This window comes from Pseudomonas neuropathica, from assembly GCF_015461835.1.
Taxonomy (GTDB): Bacteria; Pseudomonadota; Gammaproteobacteria; order Pseudomonadales; family Pseudomonadaceae; genus Aquipseudomonas; species Aquipseudomonas neuropathica.
The window spans coordinates 1-22135 of the sequence record NZ_JACOPX010000018.1; the positions used below are offsets into that span (position 1 = coordinate 1).

At 60.2% G+C, this 22135-nt stretch carries 20 protein-coding genes; 15 read left to right on the top strand and 5 right to left on the bottom strand.

Annotation, left to right across the window (positions count from 1 at the left end):
* Window positions 1-142: hypothetical protein (locus tag H8F23_RS29380; protein ID WP_194934177.1), on the bottom strand; the 142-nt coding region annotated here is incomplete at its 3' end.
* Window positions 143-269: 127 nt separating this feature from the next.
* On the bottom strand, window positions 270-785 hold the full coding sequence (locus H8F23_RS23815) for an Hcp family type VI secretion system effector (RefSeq protein WP_007949952.1): 516 nt from the start codon (window positions 783-785) through the stop codon (window positions 270-272).
* 478 nt (window positions 786-1263) lie between these two features.
* On the opposite strand from H8F23_RS23815, the gene H8F23_RS23820 reads away from it, so the two are divergent.
* Window positions 1264-2085: an aldo/keto reductase gene (locus H8F23_RS23820; protein ID WP_194936008.1), complete on the top strand. Its 822-nt coding sequence runs from the start codon at window positions 1264-1266 to the stop codon at window positions 2083-2085.
* 25 nt (window positions 2086-2110) lie between these two features.
* On the top strand, window positions 2111-2581 hold the full coding sequence (locus H8F23_RS23825; RefSeq protein WP_194936009.1) for a DUF1810 domain-containing protein: 471 nt from the start codon (window positions 2111-2113) through the stop codon (window positions 2579-2581).
* Here H8F23_RS23825 and H8F23_RS23830 read toward each other — a convergent pair.
* On the bottom strand, window positions 2546-4906 hold the full coding sequence (locus tag H8F23_RS23830; protein WP_194936010.1) for a DNA polymerase II: 2361 nt from the start codon (window positions 4904-4906) through the stop codon (window positions 2546-2548). The two genes, H8F23_RS23825 and H8F23_RS23830, sit on opposite strands and share 36 nt — an antisense overlap.
* Before the next feature lie 198 nt (window positions 4907-5104).
* On the opposite strand from H8F23_RS23830, the gene H8F23_RS23835 reads away from it, so the two are divergent.
* Window positions 5105-5545: a CBS domain-containing protein gene (locus H8F23_RS23835; RefSeq protein WP_008084932.1), complete on the top strand. Its 441-nt coding sequence runs from the start codon at window positions 5105-5107 to the stop codon at window positions 5543-5545.
* A gap of 156 nt (window positions 5546-5701) precedes the next feature.
* Here the strand turns inward: H8F23_RS23835 and H8F23_RS23840 are convergent, their stop codons facing one another.
* Entirely contained in the window at window positions 5702-6325 is a 624-nt protein-coding gene (locus H8F23_RS23840) for a glutathione S-transferase (protein ID WP_194936011.1), read from the bottom strand.
* A 1113-nt stretch (window positions 6326-7438) separates the two neighbouring features.
* Here H8F23_RS23840 and H8F23_RS23845 point away from each other — a divergent pair.
* The 12 genes from H8F23_RS23845 to H8F23_RS23900 all read left to right on the top strand — a co-directional run bounded on the left by H8F23_RS23845 (window position 7439) and on the right by H8F23_RS23900 (window position 20762).
* Window positions 7439-8263 carry an energy transducer TonB gene (locus tag H8F23_RS23845; RefSeq protein ID WP_194936012.1) on the top strand — a complete coding sequence of 275 codons (825 nt, stop codon included), beginning with the start codon at window positions 7439-7441 and terminating at the stop codon, window positions 8261-8263.
* A gap of 67 nt (window positions 8264-8330) precedes the next feature.
* Window positions 8331-9017: a MotA/TolQ/ExbB proton channel family protein gene (locus H8F23_RS23850; protein WP_371748312.1), complete on the top strand. Its 687-nt coding sequence runs from the start codon at window positions 8331-8333 to the stop codon at window positions 9015-9017.
* Window positions 9017-9418 carry an ExbD/TolR family protein gene (locus tag H8F23_RS23855; RefSeq protein WP_093433931.1) on the top strand — a complete coding sequence of 134 codons (402 nt, stop codon included), beginning with the start codon at window positions 9017-9019 and terminating at the stop codon, window positions 9416-9418. The genes H8F23_RS23850 and H8F23_RS23855 overlap by 1 nt, the downstream gene beginning before the upstream one ends.
* A 208-nt stretch (window positions 9419-9626) precedes the next feature.
* Entirely contained in the window at window positions 9627-12338 is a 2712-nt protein-coding gene (locus tag H8F23_RS23860; RefSeq protein ID WP_194936013.1) for a TonB-dependent receptor, read from the top strand.
* 148 nt (window positions 12339-12486) lie between these two features.
* Window positions 12487-14352 (top strand): extracellular solute-binding protein, encoded by a 1866-nt coding sequence (locus H8F23_RS23865; protein WP_194936014.1) that lies wholly within the window; start codon window positions 12487-12489, stop codon window positions 14350-14352.
* A 1-nt stretch (window position 14353) separates the two neighbouring features.
* Entirely contained in the window at window positions 14354-15418 is a 1065-nt protein-coding gene (locus H8F23_RS23870; RefSeq protein ID WP_093433925.1) for a microcin C ABC transporter permease YejB, read from the top strand.
* Window positions 15418-16440 carry an ABC transporter permease gene (locus H8F23_RS23875; RefSeq protein WP_077573741.1) on the top strand — a complete coding sequence of 341 codons (1023 nt, stop codon included), beginning with the start codon at window positions 15418-15420 and terminating at the stop codon, window positions 16438-16440. The genes H8F23_RS23870 and H8F23_RS23875 overlap by 1 nt, the downstream gene beginning before the upstream one ends.
* A gap of 1 nt (window position 16441) precedes the next feature.
* Window positions 16442-18076 (top strand): ABC transporter ATP-binding protein, encoded by a 1635-nt coding sequence (locus tag H8F23_RS23880; protein WP_194936015.1) that lies wholly within the window; start codon window positions 16442-16444, stop codon window positions 18074-18076.
* 166 nt (window positions 18077-18242) lie between these two features.
* Window positions 18243-18764 (top strand): DUF3455 domain-containing protein, encoded by a 522-nt coding sequence (locus H8F23_RS23885; RefSeq protein ID WP_093433916.1) that lies wholly within the window; start codon window positions 18243-18245, stop codon window positions 18762-18764.
* A gap of 163 nt (window positions 18765-18927) precedes the next feature.
* Window positions 18928-19461 carry a sigma-70 family RNA polymerase sigma factor gene (locus tag H8F23_RS23890; RefSeq protein ID WP_194936016.1) on the top strand — a complete coding sequence of 178 codons (534 nt, stop codon included), beginning with the start codon at window positions 18928-18930 and terminating at the stop codon, window positions 19459-19461.
* Window positions 19458-20150 (top strand): anti-sigma factor, encoded by a 693-nt coding sequence (locus H8F23_RS23895; protein ID WP_099756725.1) that lies wholly within the window; start codon window positions 19458-19460, stop codon window positions 20148-20150. Before H8F23_RS23890 ends, H8F23_RS23895 begins: the two co-directional genes overlap by 4 nt.
* 132 nt (window positions 20151-20282) lie before the next feature.
* Window positions 20283-20762, top strand: a complete 480-nt coding sequence (locus H8F23_RS23900) for a phage infection protein (protein WP_194936017.1) — start codon at window positions 20283-20285, stop codon at window positions 20760-20762.
* Between the two features lie 70 nt (window positions 20763-20832).
* Here H8F23_RS23900 and H8F23_RS23905 read toward each other — a convergent pair whose 3' ends face one another.
* The gene (locus tag H8F23_RS23905; RefSeq protein WP_194936018.1) at window positions 20833-21924 is read right to left on the bottom strand and encodes a DUF1615 domain-containing protein; all 1092 of its coding nucleotides are present in this window, start codon (window positions 21922-21924) and stop codon (window positions 20833-20835) included.
* Between the last annotated feature and the right edge of the window lie 211 nt (window positions 21925-22135).

A 22135-nucleotide genomic window follows, 5' to 3' on the forward strand; every position in this document is an offset into this window, starting at 1 on the left:
AGGCCTTTTCGCTGACCAGTTCCAGCTCGAATTCGAACGGCGTATTGAGGGCCTCACGACCGGTGAACGACAGCACTTGAAAGTCGCTGTCGATGCCATCGACGGTCAGATTGAAATGAGGCTGGTTGGCCGGTGAGAACATTCCCTTGTCCCTCGCGCAGTGCTGCGACGCGCAACAGCCCCTCAAGGGGCTATTGGCAAAAATTCTTTAAAAGTGAGTGCGCCCCGACCAGCGATGCCGGCCGGGGCGGTACAACTGTCAGCCGCGATTAAACGACTGGAGCACGCCAGTCATCGGAACCCGAAGTACCGGATACTTCGTGGGTCCAGGTGATTTTACGGTAGGTGAACTGCACTTCTTCCAGGTGGGTGAAGTGCGCGTTGCCAGGGTCCTGGCAGTTGTGCATTTTGTTGTTGATGGCGACGATGATCGCGTCTTCCAGTTTGGTGGTGTAGTAGTGCTCTTGGGTGCCTTGCGCCGAAGTGCGGTACCACTGGATAACGATTTCGCTCATGCGCTCGCCGGAAGTCAGCGCCGCTTGCAGCAGCGGCGAAGCCTTGTCGTAGACCTTGGTGATCACAACTGGCTTGTGCACGCGCTGACCGGTTGGCTGACCGGATTGCGGGTCACGCGGGATGATCACGTCGTGGGTGAAAGCCTGAACCATGACCTGGTCTTCGTGGCCTTCCTGGTAGGTGTTGCCTACGGAGTCAGCGGTGAAAGCGCCTGCAGTGATCAGGCCTTGTTTTTCGCCGGTAACCGACATGTACGCTGGTGTTGCCATGGGGTGCTCTCCTTGCTTGAAAGACATACCTCTCAGGCACCATTGCCCGAAAAGGATGGCCATGCGCCATCAAACTTCATGCCAGCTTTTATACAACCCATACAGACAAAGGCCCGGAGCTCATCGACTGATTTTTTCCTGTGACTAAGCCAATGAAAAACAAGGGAACGTGCGCAACTTCTTGCGCAGTGGTGTGCAAGAAGTTGCGCACTTGGCTGGAGGCCAAGAGCTACGCGGCCTGTAGAGACTTACCCGGGTGAAAACAGGCAAATCACTGCGCAACTTCTTGCGCACTTGCACGTGGATGGATAAAGAAGAGCGCCAGATCAAAAGATCGCAGCCTTCGGCAGCTCCTACATGGGAAACCGGTATCCATAAGGAAAGCGCTGCCGAAGGCCGCGATCACTTTGCTTTTTGAACCCCTGCGCTATCCTGCTGCCCACTAAAAGGTATCGACACATTCAGCAAGGAGGTTTGCATGCGTACCCTCGAACTGGCCGGCGTCCAGGTTCCGATCATTGGCCAGGGCACCTGGCGCATGGGTGAAGACCGCTCGGCGCACAAGCGTGAAGTGGCAGCACTGCGCAGCGGTATCGAGCTGGGCATGACCCTGATCGACACGGCGGAAATGTACGCCGAGGGCGGCGCCGAATCGGTCGTTGGCGAAGCCATTGCCGGCCTGCGCGATCAGGTGTTTCTGGTCAGCAAGGTCTACCCGCACAACGCCAGCCGCAAAGGCATCCCGCAAGCCTGCGAGCGCAGTCTGCGCCGACTCGATACCGATTACATCGACCTCTATCTGTTGCACTGGCGCGGTCAGTATCCACTGGAAGAAACCGTCGAGGCCTTCGAACGCCTGCGCGAGGACGGCAAGATCGGCCGTTGGGGTGTGTCGAATTTCGATGTCGACGACCTCGAAGAACTCTCCAGTTCCGCCTGCGCGACCAATCAGGTGCTCTACAACCTCGAAGAGCGCGGTATCGAATTCGATCTGCTGCCATGGTGCCAACACCAGCGGATGCCGCTGATGGCCTACTGTCCGATCGGCCAGGGCGGCGCGATGCTGGCTGAACCGGTGCTGAATGAAATTGCCGCTCGTCATGGCGTAACCCCCGCGCAGGTTTCGCTGGCGTGGATTCTGCGTCAGGATGGTGTGATTGCGATTCCCAAGGCTGTGCGACCGGAACACGTGCAACTCAATGCACAAGCCGCGCAACTGCAACTGGAGGCCGGGGATCTGGCGGCGCTGGACCAGGTTTTTAAAGCGCCACAACGCAAGCAGCGGCTGGCCATGGTCTGAGCCGCCGACTGGCGAGGGCTTCGCGATGAGAAGCACTGATCAGTACGACCCGTTTAACCTGCAACGTTTTGTCCAGGCCCAGGACCCGGTGTTCGAGCGCGTGCAACGCGAACTTGATGATGGCCGCAAACGCAGCCACTGGATGTGGTTTGTCTTTCCGCAGTTCGCCGGCCTGGGCGGCAGTGAAATGTCCCGGCGCTTCGCCATCGGTTCAGCCGAGGAAGCCCGGGCCTATCTGGCCCACGAGCTGCTCGGCGCGCGCCTGCGTACCTGCACGCAGTTAGTGCTGAAGGTGAAACAGCGCTCGATCGCGGAGATTTTCGGCCATCCCGATGACCTGAAATTTCATTCCTCGATGACGCTGTTCGCTCAATTTTCCGCGGAAGACAGCGTGTTCACCCAAGCGCTGGAACGCTACTTCCACGGCATTCTTGATGAGTGGACGCTGCAACTGCTCGACTCAAAACAGGCCCAGTTGCCCCCCGATCAGGGTTGAGAAATCGTCGTCGACAAACGGCAGAATCGCGTCCGCCACCGGTTGCAGCTGCCGGGTGATGTAGTGGTCGTAGTCGATGGCCGCACGGCGCACCTCCAGCGGCTCGGGACCTGCCAGGGTGATGACGTAGCTGATCCAGCCGCCATTCTGGTATTGGCGCGGGCGCCCGTGCTGCGCGTTGTAGTCGTCGGCCAGCCGCGCCGCACGCACATGCGGCGGTACGTTGCGTTCGTAATCGTCGAGGGTGCGGCGCAGGCGTTTGCGGTAAACCAGCCGATCATCGAATTCGCCGGCAAGGGTTTTGCGCACGTAGTCGCGCACGTAATCCTGATAGGGCTTGCGCTGGAAAATCCGCTCGTAGAGTTCCTGCTGGAATTGCCGGGCCAGCAGCGACCAGTCGGTACGCACGGTTTCCAGGCCTTTGTAGACCATTTCATCGCTGCCGTCGGCGCGGGTGACGAGGCCGGCATAACGTTTTTTGCTGCCCTCCTCCGCGCCGCGAATGGTCGGCATCAGAAAGCGTTTGTAGTGAATTTCGAATTGCAGTTCGAGGGCGCTTTCCAGCCCATATTCTTCACGCACATGCGCGCGCCACCAATCGTTGACGTGCTTGACCAGCGCATGACCAATGTTCGCTGCCTCTTCCTGCCCATGGGGGCGACGCAGCCAGACAAACGTGGAATCGGTGTCACCGTAGATCACCGCGTGGCCCTGCTCTTCGATCAGCTTGCGCGTGCGCAGCATGATCTCGTGACCGCGCAGGGTGATCGATGACGCCAACCGCGTATCGAAGAAGCGGCAACCACTGGAACCGAGCACGCCGTAGAAGGCGTTCATGATGATTTTCAGCGCTTGCGACAGCGGTGCGTTGTGTTCGCGCTTAGCGGTCTCGCGGCCCTCGGCAACGCGCGAGACAATCGACGGCAAGCAATGCCGGGTACGCGAGAACCGCGCACCTCGGAAGCCCGGCACGGAGTCGGCATCGTCCGGGTGTTGCAGGCCTTCAATAAGGCCCACCGGGTCAATCAGAAAGGTGCGGATGATCGACGGATACAGGCTCTTGTAATCAAGTACCAGCACCGATTCGTACAAGCCCGGTTGCGAGTCCATGACAAATCCGCCGGGGCTGGCCTGCGGCGGATTGGTGCCGAGGTTCGGCGCGACAAAGCCCTGTCGGTGCATCAACGGCATGTACAAATGCGTGAACGCTGCCACCGAGCCGCCGCTTCTATCCGCCGGCAATCCGGTGACACTGGCGCGCTCCAGCAAAAAGGTCAGCAGTTCGGTTTTGGCGAAGATTCGCGTGACCAGTTCACAGTCCTTGAGGTTGTACTTGGCCAGCGCCGGCTTGTCCTCGGCGAACATGCGGTTGATTTCGTCCATGCGCTGGTACGGGTTGTCGATGGACTTGCCTTCGCCGAGCAGGGTCTGGGCGACGTTTTCCAGACTGAACGACGGGAAACTCCAGGTCGCTGAACGCAGGGACTCGATGCCGTCGATGATCAGCCGTCCCGCCGCCGAGGCGAAGTAGTGATTGCGGCTGCCGTGTTCGCGCCATTGCATTTCTTCGCCGCCACGGCCGATCTTCAGCGGCACGCCGAGGCGCCGCGCGTGTTCGTGGAGGATGCGCAGGTCGAACTGCACGACGTTCCAGCCGATGATCGCGTCAGGGTCGTGGCGGGCGAACCAGTCGTTGAGTTTTTTCAGGATGACCGTGCGTGAGTCGCAGTATTCGAGGTCAAAATCGACGATGCTGGCGTCGCCGTTCGGCGCACCGAGCATGTAGACCTGACGTTCGCCGCAACCTTCGAGGGCGATGGAGTACAGCTCGCCGGTTTCGGTGGTCTCGATGTCCAGCGAGACCAGGCGCAGCTTCGGTCGGTAATCGGGGTCAGGTTTGAGCTGGGCGTTGAGCAACACGCCGTCGACATCGGGCGTGCCGCTGAACCGCACCGGTGCGGTGATAAAGCGCTCCATTAGATAGCGTTCCGGCGGGCGCACATCGGCTTCGAAGACGTCGACCCCGTTGCGGTTGAGCGCGGTTTCCAGGCGCATCAATTGGCCGTGTTGCTGACAATACAGACCCAGTACCGGGCGATGCTCGAAATCCTGCAGGGCCAGCGGGCGCAGTTCGACATTCTTTTCGTCGTGCAGCAGACGTTCGGCCGCTGCGCGCTGCTCGGCGGGAATAAACGCCACCGACGGCTGATGCGGCAAACGCACACGGCGCGGCCCGGCGTCAGTCGCCAGCCAGAACTCGACTTCAGTGCCGGCCGGGGTATCGCGCCAATGCCGGGTCAGGACGAAGCCCTGCGGTAAATCCACCACTGCAACCTCAGGAATTGAAACAGAGGGGCATTCTACGCGGCATTGCACCGGATGACCCTGGCGATAAATCGGCGTCAACCACGGAAAAAACCGGCGAATGACGTTTTTTGCGTGTTATCTGCCGCTTTGCCACCTTGCCCTGCGCGCTTGCGTCTACGATGCTTGGATAACAACGACAACACCTGAGTAACCGCCATGAAGACCGTCGCCCAACTGCTCAAGCTCAAAGATCAGAAAAATCAGGAAGTGCACCAGATCAAGCCTGATCACATGGTGCTCGAAGCGCTGATGAAGATGGCCGAGAAAAACGTCGGCGCCTTGTTGGTGGTGGAAGACGATAAAGTGGTCGGCATCATCAGCGAACGCGATTACGCACGCAAACTGGTGCTGCATGGCCGCTCATCCGTGGGCACGCCGGTGCGCGACATCATGGTGGCGAACGTGATCACCGTCGACACCCACCAAACCGTCGACACCTGCCTGGGCATCATGTCGGACAAACGCCTGCGCCACTTGCCGGTGGTCGAGAACGGCAAGCTGATCGGCTTGCTGTCGATCGGTGACCTGGTCAAGGAAGCAATTGCCGAACAGGCGGAGCTGATCAAACAGCTGGAGCAGTACATTCGCGGGGAATAAATCCCAAAGACACCGCCGCCCCCCCTGTAGGAGTGAGCCTGCTCCGGGCGGCGTTCCGACGATAGCGGTTTGTCAGCTAAAAACAAGGTGACTGACAGACCGCTATCGTCGGAACGCCGCCCGGAGCAAGCTCGCTCCCACAGGGTTCTTTGGTGCTCAGGCAGGCCAATGCCGGGCGAAGACCGGCGCCAGCACCGGATGCCGGTCAATCCGCTGCAACCACGCATAAAACCCCGGTCGCGTCTGGCGCAAATGCTCGCGACTGCCCGCCCAGCGTGTCACCACCGCCGCCAGCACATCCAGCGCCCCCGGCGTTTCGTCATCCAGATAAAGCTCGGCGGAAAACTGATCGGCAAAGACCTCCCAACTCCAGTGCAAACGCTCGCGCGCGCCGGCCACCAGATTCTGCCGCGAGGCTTCGTCGGGCATCAGCAGCCAGCGCTCCGGATAATCGATGACGCCAATCGCCGCGTAGCAGTTGCTGACGATATAGACCAGACCGCGAATCGCCTGGTCGCGGTCCTCCGCTTTGGCAGGCAGCAAACCAGACTTGGGAAATGTCAGGCCCAGATGAATCAGGATCGCCGCGCTCTCGGTGATGGCGCTGCCGTCGGGCAGTTGCAAGGTCGGTATCTGCTTGAGTGGATTGAGCTGCGCCAACGCCTCGGCAGCTTCGGTGCTGGCTTCGACATCAATGAAACGGTAAGCGATCTGGCACAGTTCCAGCGCCGCTTCGATGGCCGCCGCGCCTGAATTTCTGTGCCCATAGAGCTGGTACATATCCAATCCCCCCGAAAAAGCCATTGCCACAGGGTAGATGGCTGTAGCGTGGATGTAGAAATAATCTGTCTGTGTATCGGTTTTGGCACGGTTTTCCCATGCACTCGCGACTTGCGAATTCAAACCTCGCAAAACAGCGCTGGCGGTGCCCATCCCGCACCAAGAGCAATCATCGAACGCTATCCGCGTTCTTGTAAGGTGCGATACCGAACCAAAAGTTCGCGTATCCGAGCTGGCAACAAGGAGTTCACCGCGTGAATCTTCAAACGCTCTGCCGCATCACAGCCTCTTTGCATTTATCCGTTCGCCGCCGAGTTCATCCGAACAGTCCCGGCTGCCTTCACACTTACTTTATTACCTGACACCTCGACAGCGCACTGCGTTCGCCAATGAGTTATTGGCCGACGGCAGCGTGCTATTTATTTTTTAAATAACACTCGAGCAGTTATTGCACAAACGCAGTGTGCATTGAATGACAGCAGGATTGTCGAACAATAACTTTCAGCGCCATTACAAGTGCACCAAAACTGCTCCACGAGTTTGAACTACTCAATACTTAAAACAGTGATTTTATTTAAACAACAACAAGGAACATGCCCCGTGAGCCGCTAAAACATTGACCCGCACCAATTCAGTCCGCCGCGCACCAGCAAGTGCCCTGGCCGCCAGCCAAGCCGCCGCTCTATCCCGCCGATCAGCGTGATATGGCGCACAGCCTGACTCGCCTGTGAAAAAGCTCCCTCGCCCGGAGTAACGGCAATCTGCGCGCCATGGAAAAACCACGACAAGGGTAAAACTTATATAAATGCGACATGGGTAACACTCATGAAATACGCACTCTACATTTCAGCAACATGTGGCACAGCGGTTGCTATGTGTAACAAGCATGAGACACCGACCGTTGTCTTACGCAATAGAAGAACAACCAGGGAATGGCCAATGAACACTCGAAGTCGATGACGCCAAGCCAGTAAGTTTGCACAAGCCTTGTTAACCGGATAGTTCAACTATCGGCTTCTGCTCACCTTGAAGAAAGTTGCACCCACCCACTCGAACATCTCCTGGATGTTCGGACGGCACCTTATTGCCCTTCATCAACCCGAGGGAGCTTTAATGAACGATGCGGTAAAGCACAGAACCCTGCCGGGGTCGTTGCGGGAAGCGCCAATTCCGCCGCCTCCGGGCAGGCCGGCGTTTAAAGCCAACACTTCGCAACCCGGCGGTCTGAATAAACAGCAAATGGTGTTGCTGGTCGCTGTGTCGGCGCTGATACATGGCGGCGCCTGGTGGTTTCTCCAGCAGTCCAAAACAGAGCCATTGCCAACGCCACCGCAGATTCCGGAAATGACCGTCGAGCTGACCAGCCCGACGCCACCGGCACCGCCGACCCCGGAACCGCCACCACCGCCTCCTCCGCCACCGCCTCCTGAACCGGAGCAACCGGTGGAAGACGAGGACGCGGTCAAGCCACCGCCGAAACCGGTGGAGAAACCCAAACCGATCGAAAAACCGAAACCGGTCGAGAAGCCGAAACCGGTGAAAAAGGTCGAGCCACCGAAAGCGCCGCCCGCTCCGGCACAACCTGCCGCGCCTGCTGCCCCGGCCACCCCGAGCGCGCCACCGGCTCCTGCCGCCGCGCCGGGTCCGGTCAAGGAGTCGGCAGCGATTTCCGGTCTCGCCAGCCTTGGCAACCCGCCGCCGGAATACCCGTCGCTGGCACTGCGGCGCAACTGGGAGGGCAGCGTGGTGCTGCGCATTCAGGTACTCGCCAACGGTCGCGCCGGCACGGTGACGGTGACCAAATCCAGCGGCAAGCCGCAACTGGATGACGCCGCCGTCGCCGCCGTGAAGAACTGGAAATTTATTCCGGCCAAACGCGGTGATACGCCGATCGACGGCTTCGCCACCCAGACCATCGATTTCAAATTGCCGCAATAACCGAACGCTCAATCAACGCACAACCGAATAACGCAAGCGAGGTGTCACCATGAACGATTTGTCTTCGATGATTGTCCCCGGCGTGCTCTGGGGTCTGGTGCTGTTTTCCGTGGTCAGCTGGGCGATCCTGCTGGTCAAGTCGGCGCAGTACCTGCGGCAGAAAGCGCAAAATAAACAATTCAGCAAAGCCTTCTGGGGCGCGCCGGATCTGCTCACCGCCGCCGAACACGCCAGCCAGTATCCGGGCTCGCTGGCGCGTATCGCCAGCAGCGGTTTCGAAGCGCTGCTGGTGGAAGATTCGCCGCGTACCACCCAGCAATTGGCGCACACCATCAACCGTTCGGATCGCCTGGAACGCAACCTGCGCCAGCAGATCCAGAAGGAACGCCGCTCCCTGGAAAACGGCCAGGCGATCCTCGCCAGTATTGGCAGCACCGCGCCGTTCATTGGTCTGTTCGGCACCGTGTGGGGAATCATGGAAGCCCTGAAAAGCATCGGCGAAACAGGCTCGGCCAGCCTTGAAGCGGTCGCCGGGCCGATCGGTCACGCGCTGATCGCCACCGGCGTCGGTATCGCCGTCGCGGTGCCGGCGGTGCTGATTTACAACTTCTTCCTGCGCCGTTTGAAACTCGCCTCGGCAGACATGGATGACTTCGCCCACGATTTCGACGCCCTCGCCTCGCGCAGTGCGTTTTCCATCAGCCGTCAGGCCATCGCCAGCAAAACCACAGCCGCCGTGCGGGAGGCCAGCTGATGTCCTTTTCCACTCAAGACAGCGATGAAGTGCTCAGCGAAATGAACGTCACGCCGCTGGTCGACGTGATGCTCGTGCTGCTGGTGGTGTTCATCGTCACCGCGCCGCTGATGACCAACGCAATCAAGGTCAACCTGCCAAAAACCGACGCCGTCGCCCCCGCCGAAAAGAAAGACCCGGTGGTGGTCAGCGTCGATCAGGACGGCAAGTTCTATCTGGCGAAAACCGAGCTGGCCCCGGAATCGCTGGAGGCCAGCCTCAAGGAGGTCAAGGCCAAGGACAGCGAAGTGCGCGTGCAGTTGCAGGCCGACTCCGCCGTCAATTACGGCCAGGTGGCGAAAGCCATGGCGTCGATCGAACGCTCGGGCATTACCAAGATTTCGGTGATGACCACCCACTGAGTGCGGTGGCGGCCGCGTACTGAAAACACGCGTCCGGCACCGCTGACCAAATCCCGTCGTAAACGGCCGACCGAAAAAACGCCACGCGTCTTCGGAGGGGATCGGCTTGCTTGAAGAAAGTGGTTTTCCGCACGCGGTATCACCGATAGCGGAGCAATGAGGGGCTCACAAGGCCAATTCGATAACGTCTAAAAAGTCGGAAATAACCATGCTGATGAACACTCCACGCTTCACGCTCAAACCCTTGGTGGCAACGATTTCTCGCCACCGTTTTGTTCCGTTGTATCTGGTGGCCATGGGGATGGGCGCCGGGACTGTGCAGGCGGCCGAGGACGACAACGCTAACGTCCCGGCAGCTGCGGCGGTAGTTGCGCCGACCACGCAACTGCAACGGGTGGAAGTGACCGGTTCGGCGATTCGCCGGGTCGATGCGGAAACGGCGGTGCCGATCACCATTCTCAAGGCCGATGAGCTGCGCAAACAGGGCGTGACCACCACCGCCGAACTGGTCCAGCGCATCACCGGCAGCCAGTCGATCAACAACAGCGCCGGCTCCGTGGGCGCAGCCACCGGCGGTGCCTCGTTCGCCGACATGCGCGGCATCGGTGCGAACAAGACGCTGGTGCTGCTCAACGGTCGACGCCTGGCCAACAACGCCTTGTCCGGGACCAACTCGGCCGGCGGCGCGGTGGATCTGAACATGATCCCGTTTGCCGCCATTGAGCGCGTGGAAGTCCTGCGTGACGGCGCCTCGGCCTTGTACGGCACCGACGCCATCGGCGGCGTGATCAACTTCATCACCAAGAAATCCCTGACCGACGGCCAACTGACCCTCGGCGGCGAAACCCCGACCCACAGCGGCGGCGGCCAAACCAAAGACATGAGCGCCAGTTGGGGCTACGGCGATCTGGAAGAAGACCGCTTCAACGTCCTCGGCGTGTTCAACTACAACAAGCAGCAGAACCTCGACGCCAACGACCGCTCCTTCGCTACCGACTACGCCCCCGGTCGCGGCCTCGATCAGACCTCCGGCACTGCGTTCCCCGGCAACTACAGCCAGAACGGCAACGCCACCAACCCGTTGGCCAACAGCAATTGCAACGGCCCCAACCTGATCGCCCGCGACGGCTTGTGCCGCTTCAGCACCCGTGAATTCATCGACCTGGTGCCACAGACCGAGAAGACTTCGTTCTTCGGCAAGACCACCGGCAAACTCGGCGACGATCACAACGTCAATCTCGAATACTTCTGGTCGCGCAACAACAACGCCACGGCGGTCGGCCCGGCGCCACTGACCGGCCTGAGCCTCGACGGCTCGTCGCCCTACTACCCCGGCAACGGCATCACCCCGGCGCCGACCGATTTCGCCCTCGACCCGACCCAACCGGTCGATGTGAACTGGCGCGAAACCGCTGCGGGCCCGCGCGAATCGAAAGACCAGAACACCAGCCAGCGCTTTTTGCTCAGTTTCGATGGCCTGGTCGGCGGTTGGGATTACAACGTCGGCGCGTCGTACAACCAGAACAAAATCGTCTCCAGCGTCACCAGTGGGTATGTCAGCGATCAAGCGATGATCAACGGACTGGCCAGCGGTTTGCTCAACCCGTTCGGCCCGCAGTCCGCCGCCGGTCAGCAGTACATTGATAACGCGGCGTATCACGGCGCCTATTCCACTGCGGTGGGCCGTGTAGCCGGTTTCGATGGTCGTATCAGCCGCGAAATCGGCGACTGGTTCGGCGCTGGCCCGTCCGGTCTGGCACTGGGCGGCGAATACCGCAAAGAGAAATTCCATCAGGACTTCGAGTCGTTCGCCGGCGATATCCAGAGCCTCGGCATCGACCCGGCCGGCAGTGTCGAGGGCGACCGCAGCGTGAAAGCCGCCTACGCCGAAATCAACGTGCCGGTGCTCGACAGCCTCGAACTGTCCGCCGCCGTGCGTCACGACAAATACAGCGACTTCGGCAGCACCACCAACCCGAAATACTCGTTCCGATATCAGCCATTGAAAGAGCTGGTGGTACGCGGCGCCTACAGTGAAGGCTTCCGTGCGCCGTCGCTGTACGAACTGTATTCGCCGCGCAGCATCACCTACACCCAGGGCTACTACAACGATCCGGTGCTGTGTACCGGCGGCGTGGTGCAACCGGGCGGCAACGGCGGCCGCGATTGCGGTCAGCAGTTCCTCAACCAGATTGGCGGCAACGAAGACCTGGCCCCGGAGAAGGCGCGCAACGTGACCCTCGGCTTCGTCTATCAGCCGATCAACAACCTCTCGGTGGGTCTGGATTTCTGGTGGATCCACATCTCCAACCAGATCCAGCCGTTCCCGGAATCCACCGTGTTTGATCAGGCCGGTTCCTACCCGGATCGCTTCGTGCGCAACGCCGACGGCACGCTCAACTACATCGTCACCGGCAACGCCAACCTCGGCATCGTCGAAACCAACGGCGTCGATGTGTCACTGGATTACCGCTTCCCGAACACGCCGTACGGTCAGTTCGGTCTGGGCCTGCAAGGCACCTATGTTGACGAGTACGACTTCCAGAGCACCATCAAAGGCCCGTTCACCGATAAGGTCGGCGACTTCCAGGGTGACGGCGTGATCGCGCGCTGGAAGCACAACCTCACCGGCAGCTGGACCTTCGGCGCGGCGCGGGCGGCACTGACCAACCGCTTCACCACCGGTTACAACGACTACGACCGCGACACCCACGCACGCGTGGCGTCGTATTCGGTGTGGGACCTGTCGGCCGGCTACACCTTCAACAAGGTGCTGGATGTCGATGCCGGGATGAAGAACGTGTTTGACCGCAACCCGCCGTTCTCCAACCAGGCCTACAACTTCCAGAGCGGCTATGACCCGCGCTACACCGACCCGCTGGGCCGTACGTTGTTTGCGCGCATGACTTACCACTTCTAACTGAGAGCACCACACCTCCTGTAGGAGTGAGCCTGCTCGCGATAGCGTTTTTTCAGTCAACCTTGCAGGGTCTGACTTGGCCTCATCGCGAGCAGGCTCACTCCTACAGTTTTGACCTGTGTGCATTCAGGAATTAAGGAGTGACTTCATGAGTTTTTTGCGCAACATGGCTGGCCTGCTTTTGGGCAGTGCGCTGCTGTGCACCGGCACCTCGGCGCTGGCCGCTGGCAGTTATGCGCTGACGGTGTACGGCGAGGCGCCGAAGTATCCGGCGAACTTCCAGCATTTCGATTTCGTCGATCCCAACGCGCCCAAGGGCGGTTCGCTCAGTCGCGCGTCGATGGAGATCGGCCAGTACAACTACATCAGCCCGTATGCCGATCAGGGCATTTCCGTGGTGCAGGTCAATGACTGGGTGTACTCGCCGTTGGCGTTCCGTTCGCTGGACGAGCCCTACACCGTTTACGCATTGGTCGCGCAGCAGATCGAGCGCGATCCCGATGGACTCTGGGTGCGCTTCACCCTCAATCCAAAAGCACGTTTCGCCGACGGCACGCCGATCACTGCCGAAGACGTGCGCTACACCTTCAACCTGCTGATGACCAAGGGCAGCCTGAGTTATCGCCAGCAATACGCCGATGTGCAGGACGTGCTCATCGAAGGCCCACGGCAGGTGCGCTTCACCTTCAAGAACAACCTCAACCGCACCTTGGCGCTGGATCTGGCGACGATGCGCATCGTGCCTGAGCACTGGTGGAAAACCCGCGACTTCGCCAATGGCGGCGGTTTCGAGCCACCGCTGGGCAGCGGCCCGTACCGGGTGAGCAAGGTCGACGCCGGGCGCAGCATCAGTTTTCAACGTGATCCGGACTGGTGGGGCAAAGACCTGCCGGTCAGTCGCGGGATGTACAACTTCGACACCCTCACGGTGAATTTCTACGGCGACACCGACGTCGCCCGCCAACTGCTGCAGGCCGGCGCGTTCGACTACAACCGCGAGTTTTCCTCGTCCGGTTACGTGGTCGGCTATGACAGCCCGGCATTGCGCGACGGCCGCTTGCAGCAGTCGATCCTCGCCCCGGAGAAACCCACCGCCGCTCAGGGCTTCGTGTTCAACCTGCAAAACCCGATCTTCCAGGATCGCCGCGTGCGTCAGGCGATCAGCCTGCTGTGGGATTTCGAGTGGACCAACAAACAGATGATGCGCGGCTTCTACGTGCGCCAGAACAGCTTCTGGCCGAAGAGTGAAATGGCTGCCACCGCCCTGCCCGACGCCGAAGAATTGAAGATCCTCGAGCCGCTGCGCGGGCAGATCCCTGACGAGGTATTCACCACGGTCTATGAAGCGCCGAAAACCGACGGCAGCGGCTACATCCGCGACAAGCAACTGCAAGCGTTGCAGCTGCTCGCCGAGGCGGGCTGGACGCCGCAACACAATCACCTGGTCAACGCTGACGGCGAGCCGCTGGAGTTCACCTTTCTCGACGGTCAGGGCGGCTTCGATCGCATGCTGTTGCCGTTCAAACGCACCCTCGCGCAGATCGGCATCACCCTGAATTTGCGCCGCATCGATTCGGCGCAGTACGTCAACCGCCTCAACGCCCGCGACTACGACATGATCGTCACCAGTTTCCCGCGCAGCGGCGATCCGATCGTCTCCCCCGGCCGCGAGTTGTACAGCCTGTACGCCTCGCAAAGTGCCACGCAAGTCGGCAGCTCGAACTCGATGGTGCTGGCCAATCCGGCGGTCGATCAACTGATCGACGGACTGGTCCAGGCCAACACCCGCGAAGCCATGGTGCATTACGCCCGCGCCCTCGACCGGGTGCTGCAATGGGGTTACTACATGATTCCCAACTATTACTCCAAAGGCACGCCGACGGTGTATCAGAACCGCTTCGGCATGCCGGCCGTGCAACCGGCCTACGACGAAGGCCTCAACACCTGGTGGGAGGTATCGGCCAAGGCGCTGACCACGCAACAAATGCACAGCCAGCTTGCGGGGGGCCAGTGACATGCTGCGTTATCTGAGTCGACGTTTACTGCTGATCATCCCGACGCTGCTGTGCATTCTGGTGGTCAATTTTCTCATCGTGCAGGCCGCGCCGGGTGGCCCGGTGGAGCAAGCCATCGCACGCTTGCAAGGCTTCGGCGGGCACAGCATGGGCGGTGGTGGCGAGGTCGCTGCGGTTGGCGGCGCCGGGCGCAGCAGCCGAGGCCTCGATCCGGCGCTGATCGAGGAGATCAAACACCATTACGGCTTCGACAAACCGATGCACGAACGCTTGTGGCTGATGCTGAAAAACTATGCGCAGCTGGATCTGGGCAGCAGCTTCTTTCGCGGCGCCAAGGTCACCGATCTGATTGTGCAGAAGCTGCCGGTGTCGCTGTCGCTGGGTTTATGGGCGACGCTGATCACCTACCTGATTTCGATCCCTCTGGGCATTCGCAAAGCGATCAAGAACGGCAGCGCCTTCGATGTCTGGAGCAGCACGGCGATCATCATCGGCTACGCGATGCCGGCGTTCCTCTTCGCGATTTTGCTGATCGTGGTGTTTGCCGGCGGCAGCTACGTCAACTGGTTTCCGGTGCAGGGGCTGGTCTCGGATAACTTCGACAGCCTGAGCACGTTGGGCAAGGTCGGCGACTACCTCTGGCACCTGGTGTTGCCGGTGACGGCGCTGGTGATTGGCGGTTTCGCCACGTTGACGATCCTGACCAAGAACAGCTTCCTCAACGAGATCAGCCGCCAGTATGTGATCACCGCGCGGGCCAAGGGCCTGACGGAGAGGCGCGTGCTCTACGGCCACGTGTTTCGCAACGCGATGCTGTTGGTGGTGGCCGGTGTGCCGTCGGCGCTGATCGAGGTGTTTTTCGCCGGATCCTTATTGATCGAAACCATCTTCAACCTCGACGGTCTGGGGCGCATGAGCTACGAGGCGGCAGTGTCGCGCGACTATCCGGTGGTGTTCGGTGCGTTGTTCCTGTTCACCCTGTTCGGCCTGTTGATCAAGCTGATCGGCGACCTCTGCTACACCCTGCTCGACCCGCGCATCGACTTCTCGGCGAGGACTGCCTGATGTTCACTCTTTCCCCTCTTGGTCAGCGCCGTGTCGCGCAGTTCAAGGCCAACCGCCGTGGGCGCTGGTCGTTGTGGCTGTTTATCGGTCTGTGCCTGATTTGTCTGGGCGGTGAATTGATCGCCAACGACAAACCGCTGGTGATCCGTTATCACGACGCCTTTTACTTCCCGATCCTCAGTGATTACCTGGAAACCGATTTCGGCGGCGAGCTACCGTTTCAACCGGATTACGCCAGCAGTTACGTACACAAGCTGATTGAGGATCAGGGCGGCTGGATGCTGTTTCCGCCGATTCCGTTCAGCTACGACACAGTCAATTACGACCTCAGCGAACCGGCGCCGAGTCCGCCCTCTTCCAGCAACTGGCTGGGCACCGACGATCAGGCGCGCGACGTGTTGGCGCGGGTGATTTTCGGCACGCGAATATCGATTCTGTTTGCGCTGATTCTCACCGGCATCAGTGCATTGATCGGCATCGTTGCCGGCGCGTTGCAGGGTTATTACGGCGGTTGGGTCGACTTGCTTGGGCAGCGCGTGCTGGAGATCTGGTCGGGGTTGCCGGTGCTGTACCTGCTGATCATTTTGTCCGGCTTCGTCTCGCCGAGTTTCTGGTGGTTGCTGGGGATCATGGCGCTGTTTTCCTGGCTGGCGCTGGTCGATGTGGTGCGCGCCGAGTTTCTGCGCGGACGCAATCTGGAATACGTCAAAGCTGCGCGGGCACTGGGCCTGACCGACAACGAACTGATGTGCCGACACATCCTGCCCAACGCGATGACCTCCACCCTCACCTATCTGCCGTTCATTCTCACCGGCGCCATCGCCACCCTGACTGCGCTGGATTTTCTTGGTTTCGGTATGCCGGCGGGTACTGCATCGCTGGGCGAATTGATCGGTCAGGCCAAGCGCAATCTGCAAGCGCCGTGGCTGGGGCTGACGGCGTTTTTTGCTTTGGCGTTGATCCTGTCTTTGTTGGTTTTCATCGGTGAAGCGTGCCGAGATGCCTTTGATCCTAGGAGCTGACATGCAAGACCATTTAATCGAGATCCGCGACCTGCGCGTCGCCTTCGCCGGACAAGAAGTGGTGCACGGTTTGAACCTGGATATCCGCCGCGGCGAGTGCCTGGCACTGGTCGGTGAATCCGGCTCGGGCAAGTCCGTGACCGCACATTCGATCCTGCGTTTATTGCCGGGCAAGAACGTCAGCAGCAGCGGCGCGATTCGCTACAACGGCGTGGACTTGTTGCACGCCAGCGAGCAGCAGATGCGCGGCCTGCGCGGCAACCGCATTGCGATGATTTTCCAGGAGCCGATGACCTCGCTGAATCCGCTGCACACCGTGGAAAAGCAAGTCAGCGAAGTACTGGAAATTCACAAAGGCCTCAAGGGCCGCGCTGCCCGCGAACGGACTCTGGAGCTGCTGGAACTGGTCGGCATTCGCCAGCCGTTGCAGCGTTTGAAAGCCTATCCGCATCAACTTTCCGGTGGTCAACGGCAACGGGTGATGATCGCCATGGCGCTGGCCAACGAGCCGGAACTGTTGATCGCCGATGAGCCGACCACGGCGCTGGATGTGACGGTGCAGCAGAAGATTCTTGAGCTGCTGATCGAGTTGCAGCAACGGTTGGGCATGTCGCTGTTGCTGATCAGCCATGACCTCAATCTGGTCCGGCGTATCGCTCAGCGCGTGTGCGTGATGCGTAAAGGCGAGATCGTTGAGCAGGCCGATTGCGAAACGCTGTTTCGCGCGCCGCAGCATCCTTACAGTCGCTTGCTGATCGAGGCTGAACCGAGCGGTGCGCCGGTGCCTAGTGAGTACGATCACAATCTGCTTGAGGTCGACGATCTGAAGGTCTGGTTTCCGTTGCCCAAAGCGTTGTTCAGTCGCCAGCAGGATTACATCAAAGCCGTGGACGGCGTGAGTTTCACCCTGCAACGGGGCAAGACTTTGGGGATTGTCGGGGAGTCAGGTTCGGGTAAATCGACGCTGGGTCAGGCGATCCTGCGACTGGTCGAGTCCGAGGGCAATATCCGTTTTGGTAACAAGCAACTGAGCTTGCTCAATCAACGTTTGATGCGGCCGTTGCGGCGGCAGATTCAAGTGGTATTTCAGGATCCGTTTGGCAGCCTCAGCCCACGGATGTCGGTGCAGCAGATCATTGCCGAAGGCTTGCTGACTCACGGTATCGGCACTGAGGCTGAGCGGGAAGCGGCGGTGATCCGGGTGCTGGAGGAAGTCGGTCTCGACCCGCAGAGCCGCCATCGTTATCCCCACGAGTTTTCCGGCGGCCAGCGCCAGCGCATTTCCATCGCCCGCGCACTGGTGCTGGAACCGGCGCTGATTCTACTCGATGAGCCGACGTCGGCGCTGGATCGCACGGTGCAGAAACAGGTGGTGGAGTTGTTGCGGCAATTGCAGATCAGGCATGGGCTGACCTATTTGTTCATCAGCCATGATCTGGCGGTGGTGCATGCGTTGGCGCATGACTTGATGGTGATCAAGGATGGCAAGGTGGTGGAGCAGGGTTCGTCGCGCGAGATTTTTGCCGTGCCCAAACACCCCTACACCCAGGAACTCCTGAAAGCCTCCGGCCTAAAGCCCGACACAACACCCTGTAGGAGTGAGCCTGCTCACGATAGCGGTATTCCAGTGACGTAGATTTTGCTGACACGACGCCATCGCGAGCAGGCTCACTCCTACATGGGGATCGGTGGGGTTTGAAATTTATTTTTCAGTCACTGCATCCAAACGCCTCCGTCATGGGTAGTCCCTGTAACAGCCCTCTTCGGCTGTCAGCGGTTTACCCTTTTCGGAGATGACACTGATGAACATCACTCAACTGATTGGCCTCACCGGTTTGCTCGCCCTGTCCTCGACAACCTTCGCCCAAAGCAGTTACCCCGACGCGATCAAAGTGCCGGACGGCCACAAGATCGCCATGGAAACCACTGGCGTCGGCGAGATCACCTACGAGTGCCGCGACAAGCCCAACGCGGCCGGGCAGACCGAGTGGACGTTTGTCGGTCCGAAAGCGGTGCTCAATGATCGCAGCGGCAAGCAGGTCGGCACCTACTTCGGCCCGCCAGCGACCTGGCAGGCCAAGGACGGTTCGAAAGTCACCGGCACGCAACTGGCCGTGGCACCGTCGACTCCTGGCAACCTGCCCTATCAACTGGTCAAGGCCAACCCCGCCGAGGGTAAAGGCGCGATGAGCGGCGTGAGTTACATCCAGCGTGTCGCGCTCAAGGGCGGCGTGGCACCGGGCAGTGAATGTACAACGGCGAACAAGGGCAAGCAGGAAGTGGTGAAGTACCAGGCCGATTACATTTTCTGGGCGGCGAACTGATCTCCGGAACACCACAAATCCCCTGTAGGAGTGAGCCTGCTCGCGATAGCGGTGTATCAGTGAAGAATATGCTGCTGATACACCGCTATCGCGAGCAGGCTCACTCCTACAAGGGGAATTATGTGTTCTGGATGTTTGCGGAATGTGAGCTAGATTGCACGACATGCCTTTAGCCGAATCCGTTTTCGATTACGAAGCCCGCCTCGCTGCTTGTGCCCGTGGCGAGCGTTCGGCCCTGCGCGATTTGTATGTGCAGGAAGGTCCGCGTCTGCTCGGCGTGGCCAAGCGCCTGGTGCGCGATACGGCGCTGGCGGAGGACATCGTTCATGAGGCCTTTATCAAGATCTGGAACGGTGCAGCGGGGTTTGATCCGGCGCGCGGTTCGGCGCGTGGCTGGATGTTCAGCGTGACCCGGCATCTGGCGCTGAATCTGCTGCGTGATCACGGCCGGGAAACGCCGTTCAGCGAGGCCCACGAAACCGCTGCGGACGATGCCAGCTTCGACGCCCACGCGCATTCGGCGCGCATCCACCATTGCCTTGACCAGCTAGAGCCACAACGGCGCAGTTGCGTCCTGCATGCTTACGTCGACGGCTACAGCCACGCGCAGATTGCCGCGCGCCTCGACACGCCGCTGGGCACCGTCAAAGCGTGGATCAAGCGCAGCCTCAATGCCTTGCGGGAGTGCATGGGATGACCAGCGAATCAGCGCAGGAACGGGACGAACTGGCCGGCGAATATGTGCTCGGCACGCTGTCGTTCGAACAGCGCAGCGAGGTGCAACGGCGCTTGCCGAATGATCCACAATTGCGCGCAGCGGTAGACGCCTGGGAACGGCGTCTGCTGGAGCTGACGGATCTGGCCGAACCGCAGCAACCCTCGGCGCAGTTGTGGCAGCGCATCGAGCGCAGTGTCGGGCGACTGGCGCGGCAAGCACCTTCGACTTCATGGTGGAATCTGCTGCCGCTCTGGCGTGGGTTGAGCGCAGCCGGTTTGGCTGCCACGTTGATTCTGGGTTCGATCCTGCTGACCCAGACCACGCCGAAACCCAGCTATCTGGTGGTGCTGGTCGCGCCGCAGGACAAGGCCCCGGGCTGGGTGATTCAGGCGAGCAACTCGCGGGAAATCCAGTTGATTCCGCTCGGTGTGGTTGAGGTGCCGGCGGACAAGGCGCTGGAATTCTGGACCAAGGCTGATGGCTGGCAAGGGCCGGTTTCGCTAGGGTTGGTCAAGCCTGGACAGGCGTTGTCGGTGCCGTTGGACAAGTTACCGCCGCTGCAACCCAATCAGCTATTCGAGCTGACACTTGAGGGCGCCAATGGCTCGCCGATCGGCAAACCGACCGGGCCGATTCAGGCGATCGGGCGCGCTGTGAAGGTGCTGTGAGGCTCTGCTCTGCGGCTCCTGGCTACCATCATCGGCATCGATGTTCACCATCACGGCAATGAAGTTCTCATAAAAAATCCCGGGCGTAACATCTGCTCCATACCAACCAACAACACCCCGGAGCACACCATCATGAAACGCCAAACTCTTCTCGGTATCGCTTTCTCGGTCTTCGCTATCAACGCTTTCGCCGCTACCCCGGCCCACACCATGATCGCCGAAGGCGGCTCGGACAAACTGATCGAAAGCCGTTTGGCTGAAGGCGGTTCGGATCGTCTGCTTGAACGTCGCGTTGCTGAAGGTGGTTCGGATCGTCTGCTCGAACGCCGCGTTGCTGAAGGTGGCTCGGATCGTCTGCTCGAACGCCGCGTTGCTGAAGGTGGCGCTGATCGTCTGCTCGAACGTCGCGTTGCTGAAGGTGGTTCGGATCGTCTGCTCGAACGCCGCGTTGCTGAAGGTGGTTCGGATCGTCTGATCGAACGTCGCGTTGCTGAAGGTGGCGCTGATCGTCTGCTCGAACGTCGCGTTGCTGAAGGTGGTTCGGATCGTCTGCTCGAACGCCGCGTTGCTGAAGGTGGTTCGGATCGTCTGATCGAACGTCGCGTTGCCTGATGTTTGGCTGTAAGCGCAACAACCCAGAGAAACCCGGCTCCCTTGGCCGGGTTTTTTATGTCTGTCTGATTTATCCGGCCTTGGCCATGCAGCGCTTGTAGCGCTCGTCCACGCGCTTGGCGAACCACGCTGTGGTGAGTTTGCGGGTGATCTTCGGGCTCTGCAGCACGATCCCCGGCAACACCGCGCGCGGCAGCTTTTTCCCCTCCGCTTGCTCCGCCAGTTCGAACACCCGCTGATAGAGCTTGGTCTCTTCGAACTCCAGGGTCTTGCCCTTCTCTAGCTGATCGCGAATACTCGGATTGCGCATGCCCAATGACTTGCCGAGGGTGCGCACCGCCAGTTCCGTACCGCCGGGCATGATCGAGTCGTAGCGGATCAGGTCGCCATCGAGCGCTAGCGGGATGCCCGAGGCGCGACTCACCGCGTTTTGAAATGCGGCATTACGACTGGCGTACCACCCAGCGTTGAAATCGGCGAAGCGATAAAGCGGCTCGCGATAACTCACCGGGTAACCGAGCAAGTGGGCAATACCGAAATACATGCCACCACGGCGGCTGAACACCTCGTGGCGGATCGTGCCGTCCACCGGATACGGATAATCCTTGGCGTGCTGTTCGGCAAATTCGATGCTGACCTGCATCGGCCCGCCGGTGTGCACCGGGTTAAAACCGCCGAACAGCGTACGGCCCATCGGCACCCGACCGATGAAGTCGTCGAATATGCCACTGAGTTCTTTTTCACTGCGCGCCGCATTCAAGCGTTCGCTGTAGGTCTTGCCGTTGGTTGAGCGCACTTGCAGCGCGCCGCTGACCAACAGGCTGGGGATGTGCACTTTGGCGGCGCGACGGTCGATTTCGTCGCGGGCGATTTTGCCCAGGCCGGGCACGGTGGGATCGGCCTGAAAGGTGGATTCCTGCTCGGCAACGGCCAGCACCGAGCACAGATTCTGTGTGGTCGGGCTGATGTTCTGCGCGGCAAACGCGGCGTAGATATCGGTGGCCCAGCCTTGGCGATCGGCAGTCTTGGCCGGCATCAGCCGCACGATCTCGGCCTTCACTTCAGCAGGCGCACGGGGCACCGGTTCCTGGCTGCGTTGCCCGGCGCAACCGGCGAGCACCAGCAGTGCGGCGAGCGTGATCGGTAATCGAGGGTTGTGCATGTTGCTCCATCCAGTCCAGTAAGCCAGAACCACCATACACAATCCGTGTAGGCGCTGCCGCAGGCTCCTGCACAGGAATGCGGGTATTGAAGGGGTGATGACAAACTGATTGCAAAACGTTACTGAGAAATCCTATCATTTGTGCCTGGAGTCGCATTTGCGCAAGGAGTTCCCGCGCCGCCCTTATTTTTCTCACCGGCCGTGCGCCTCC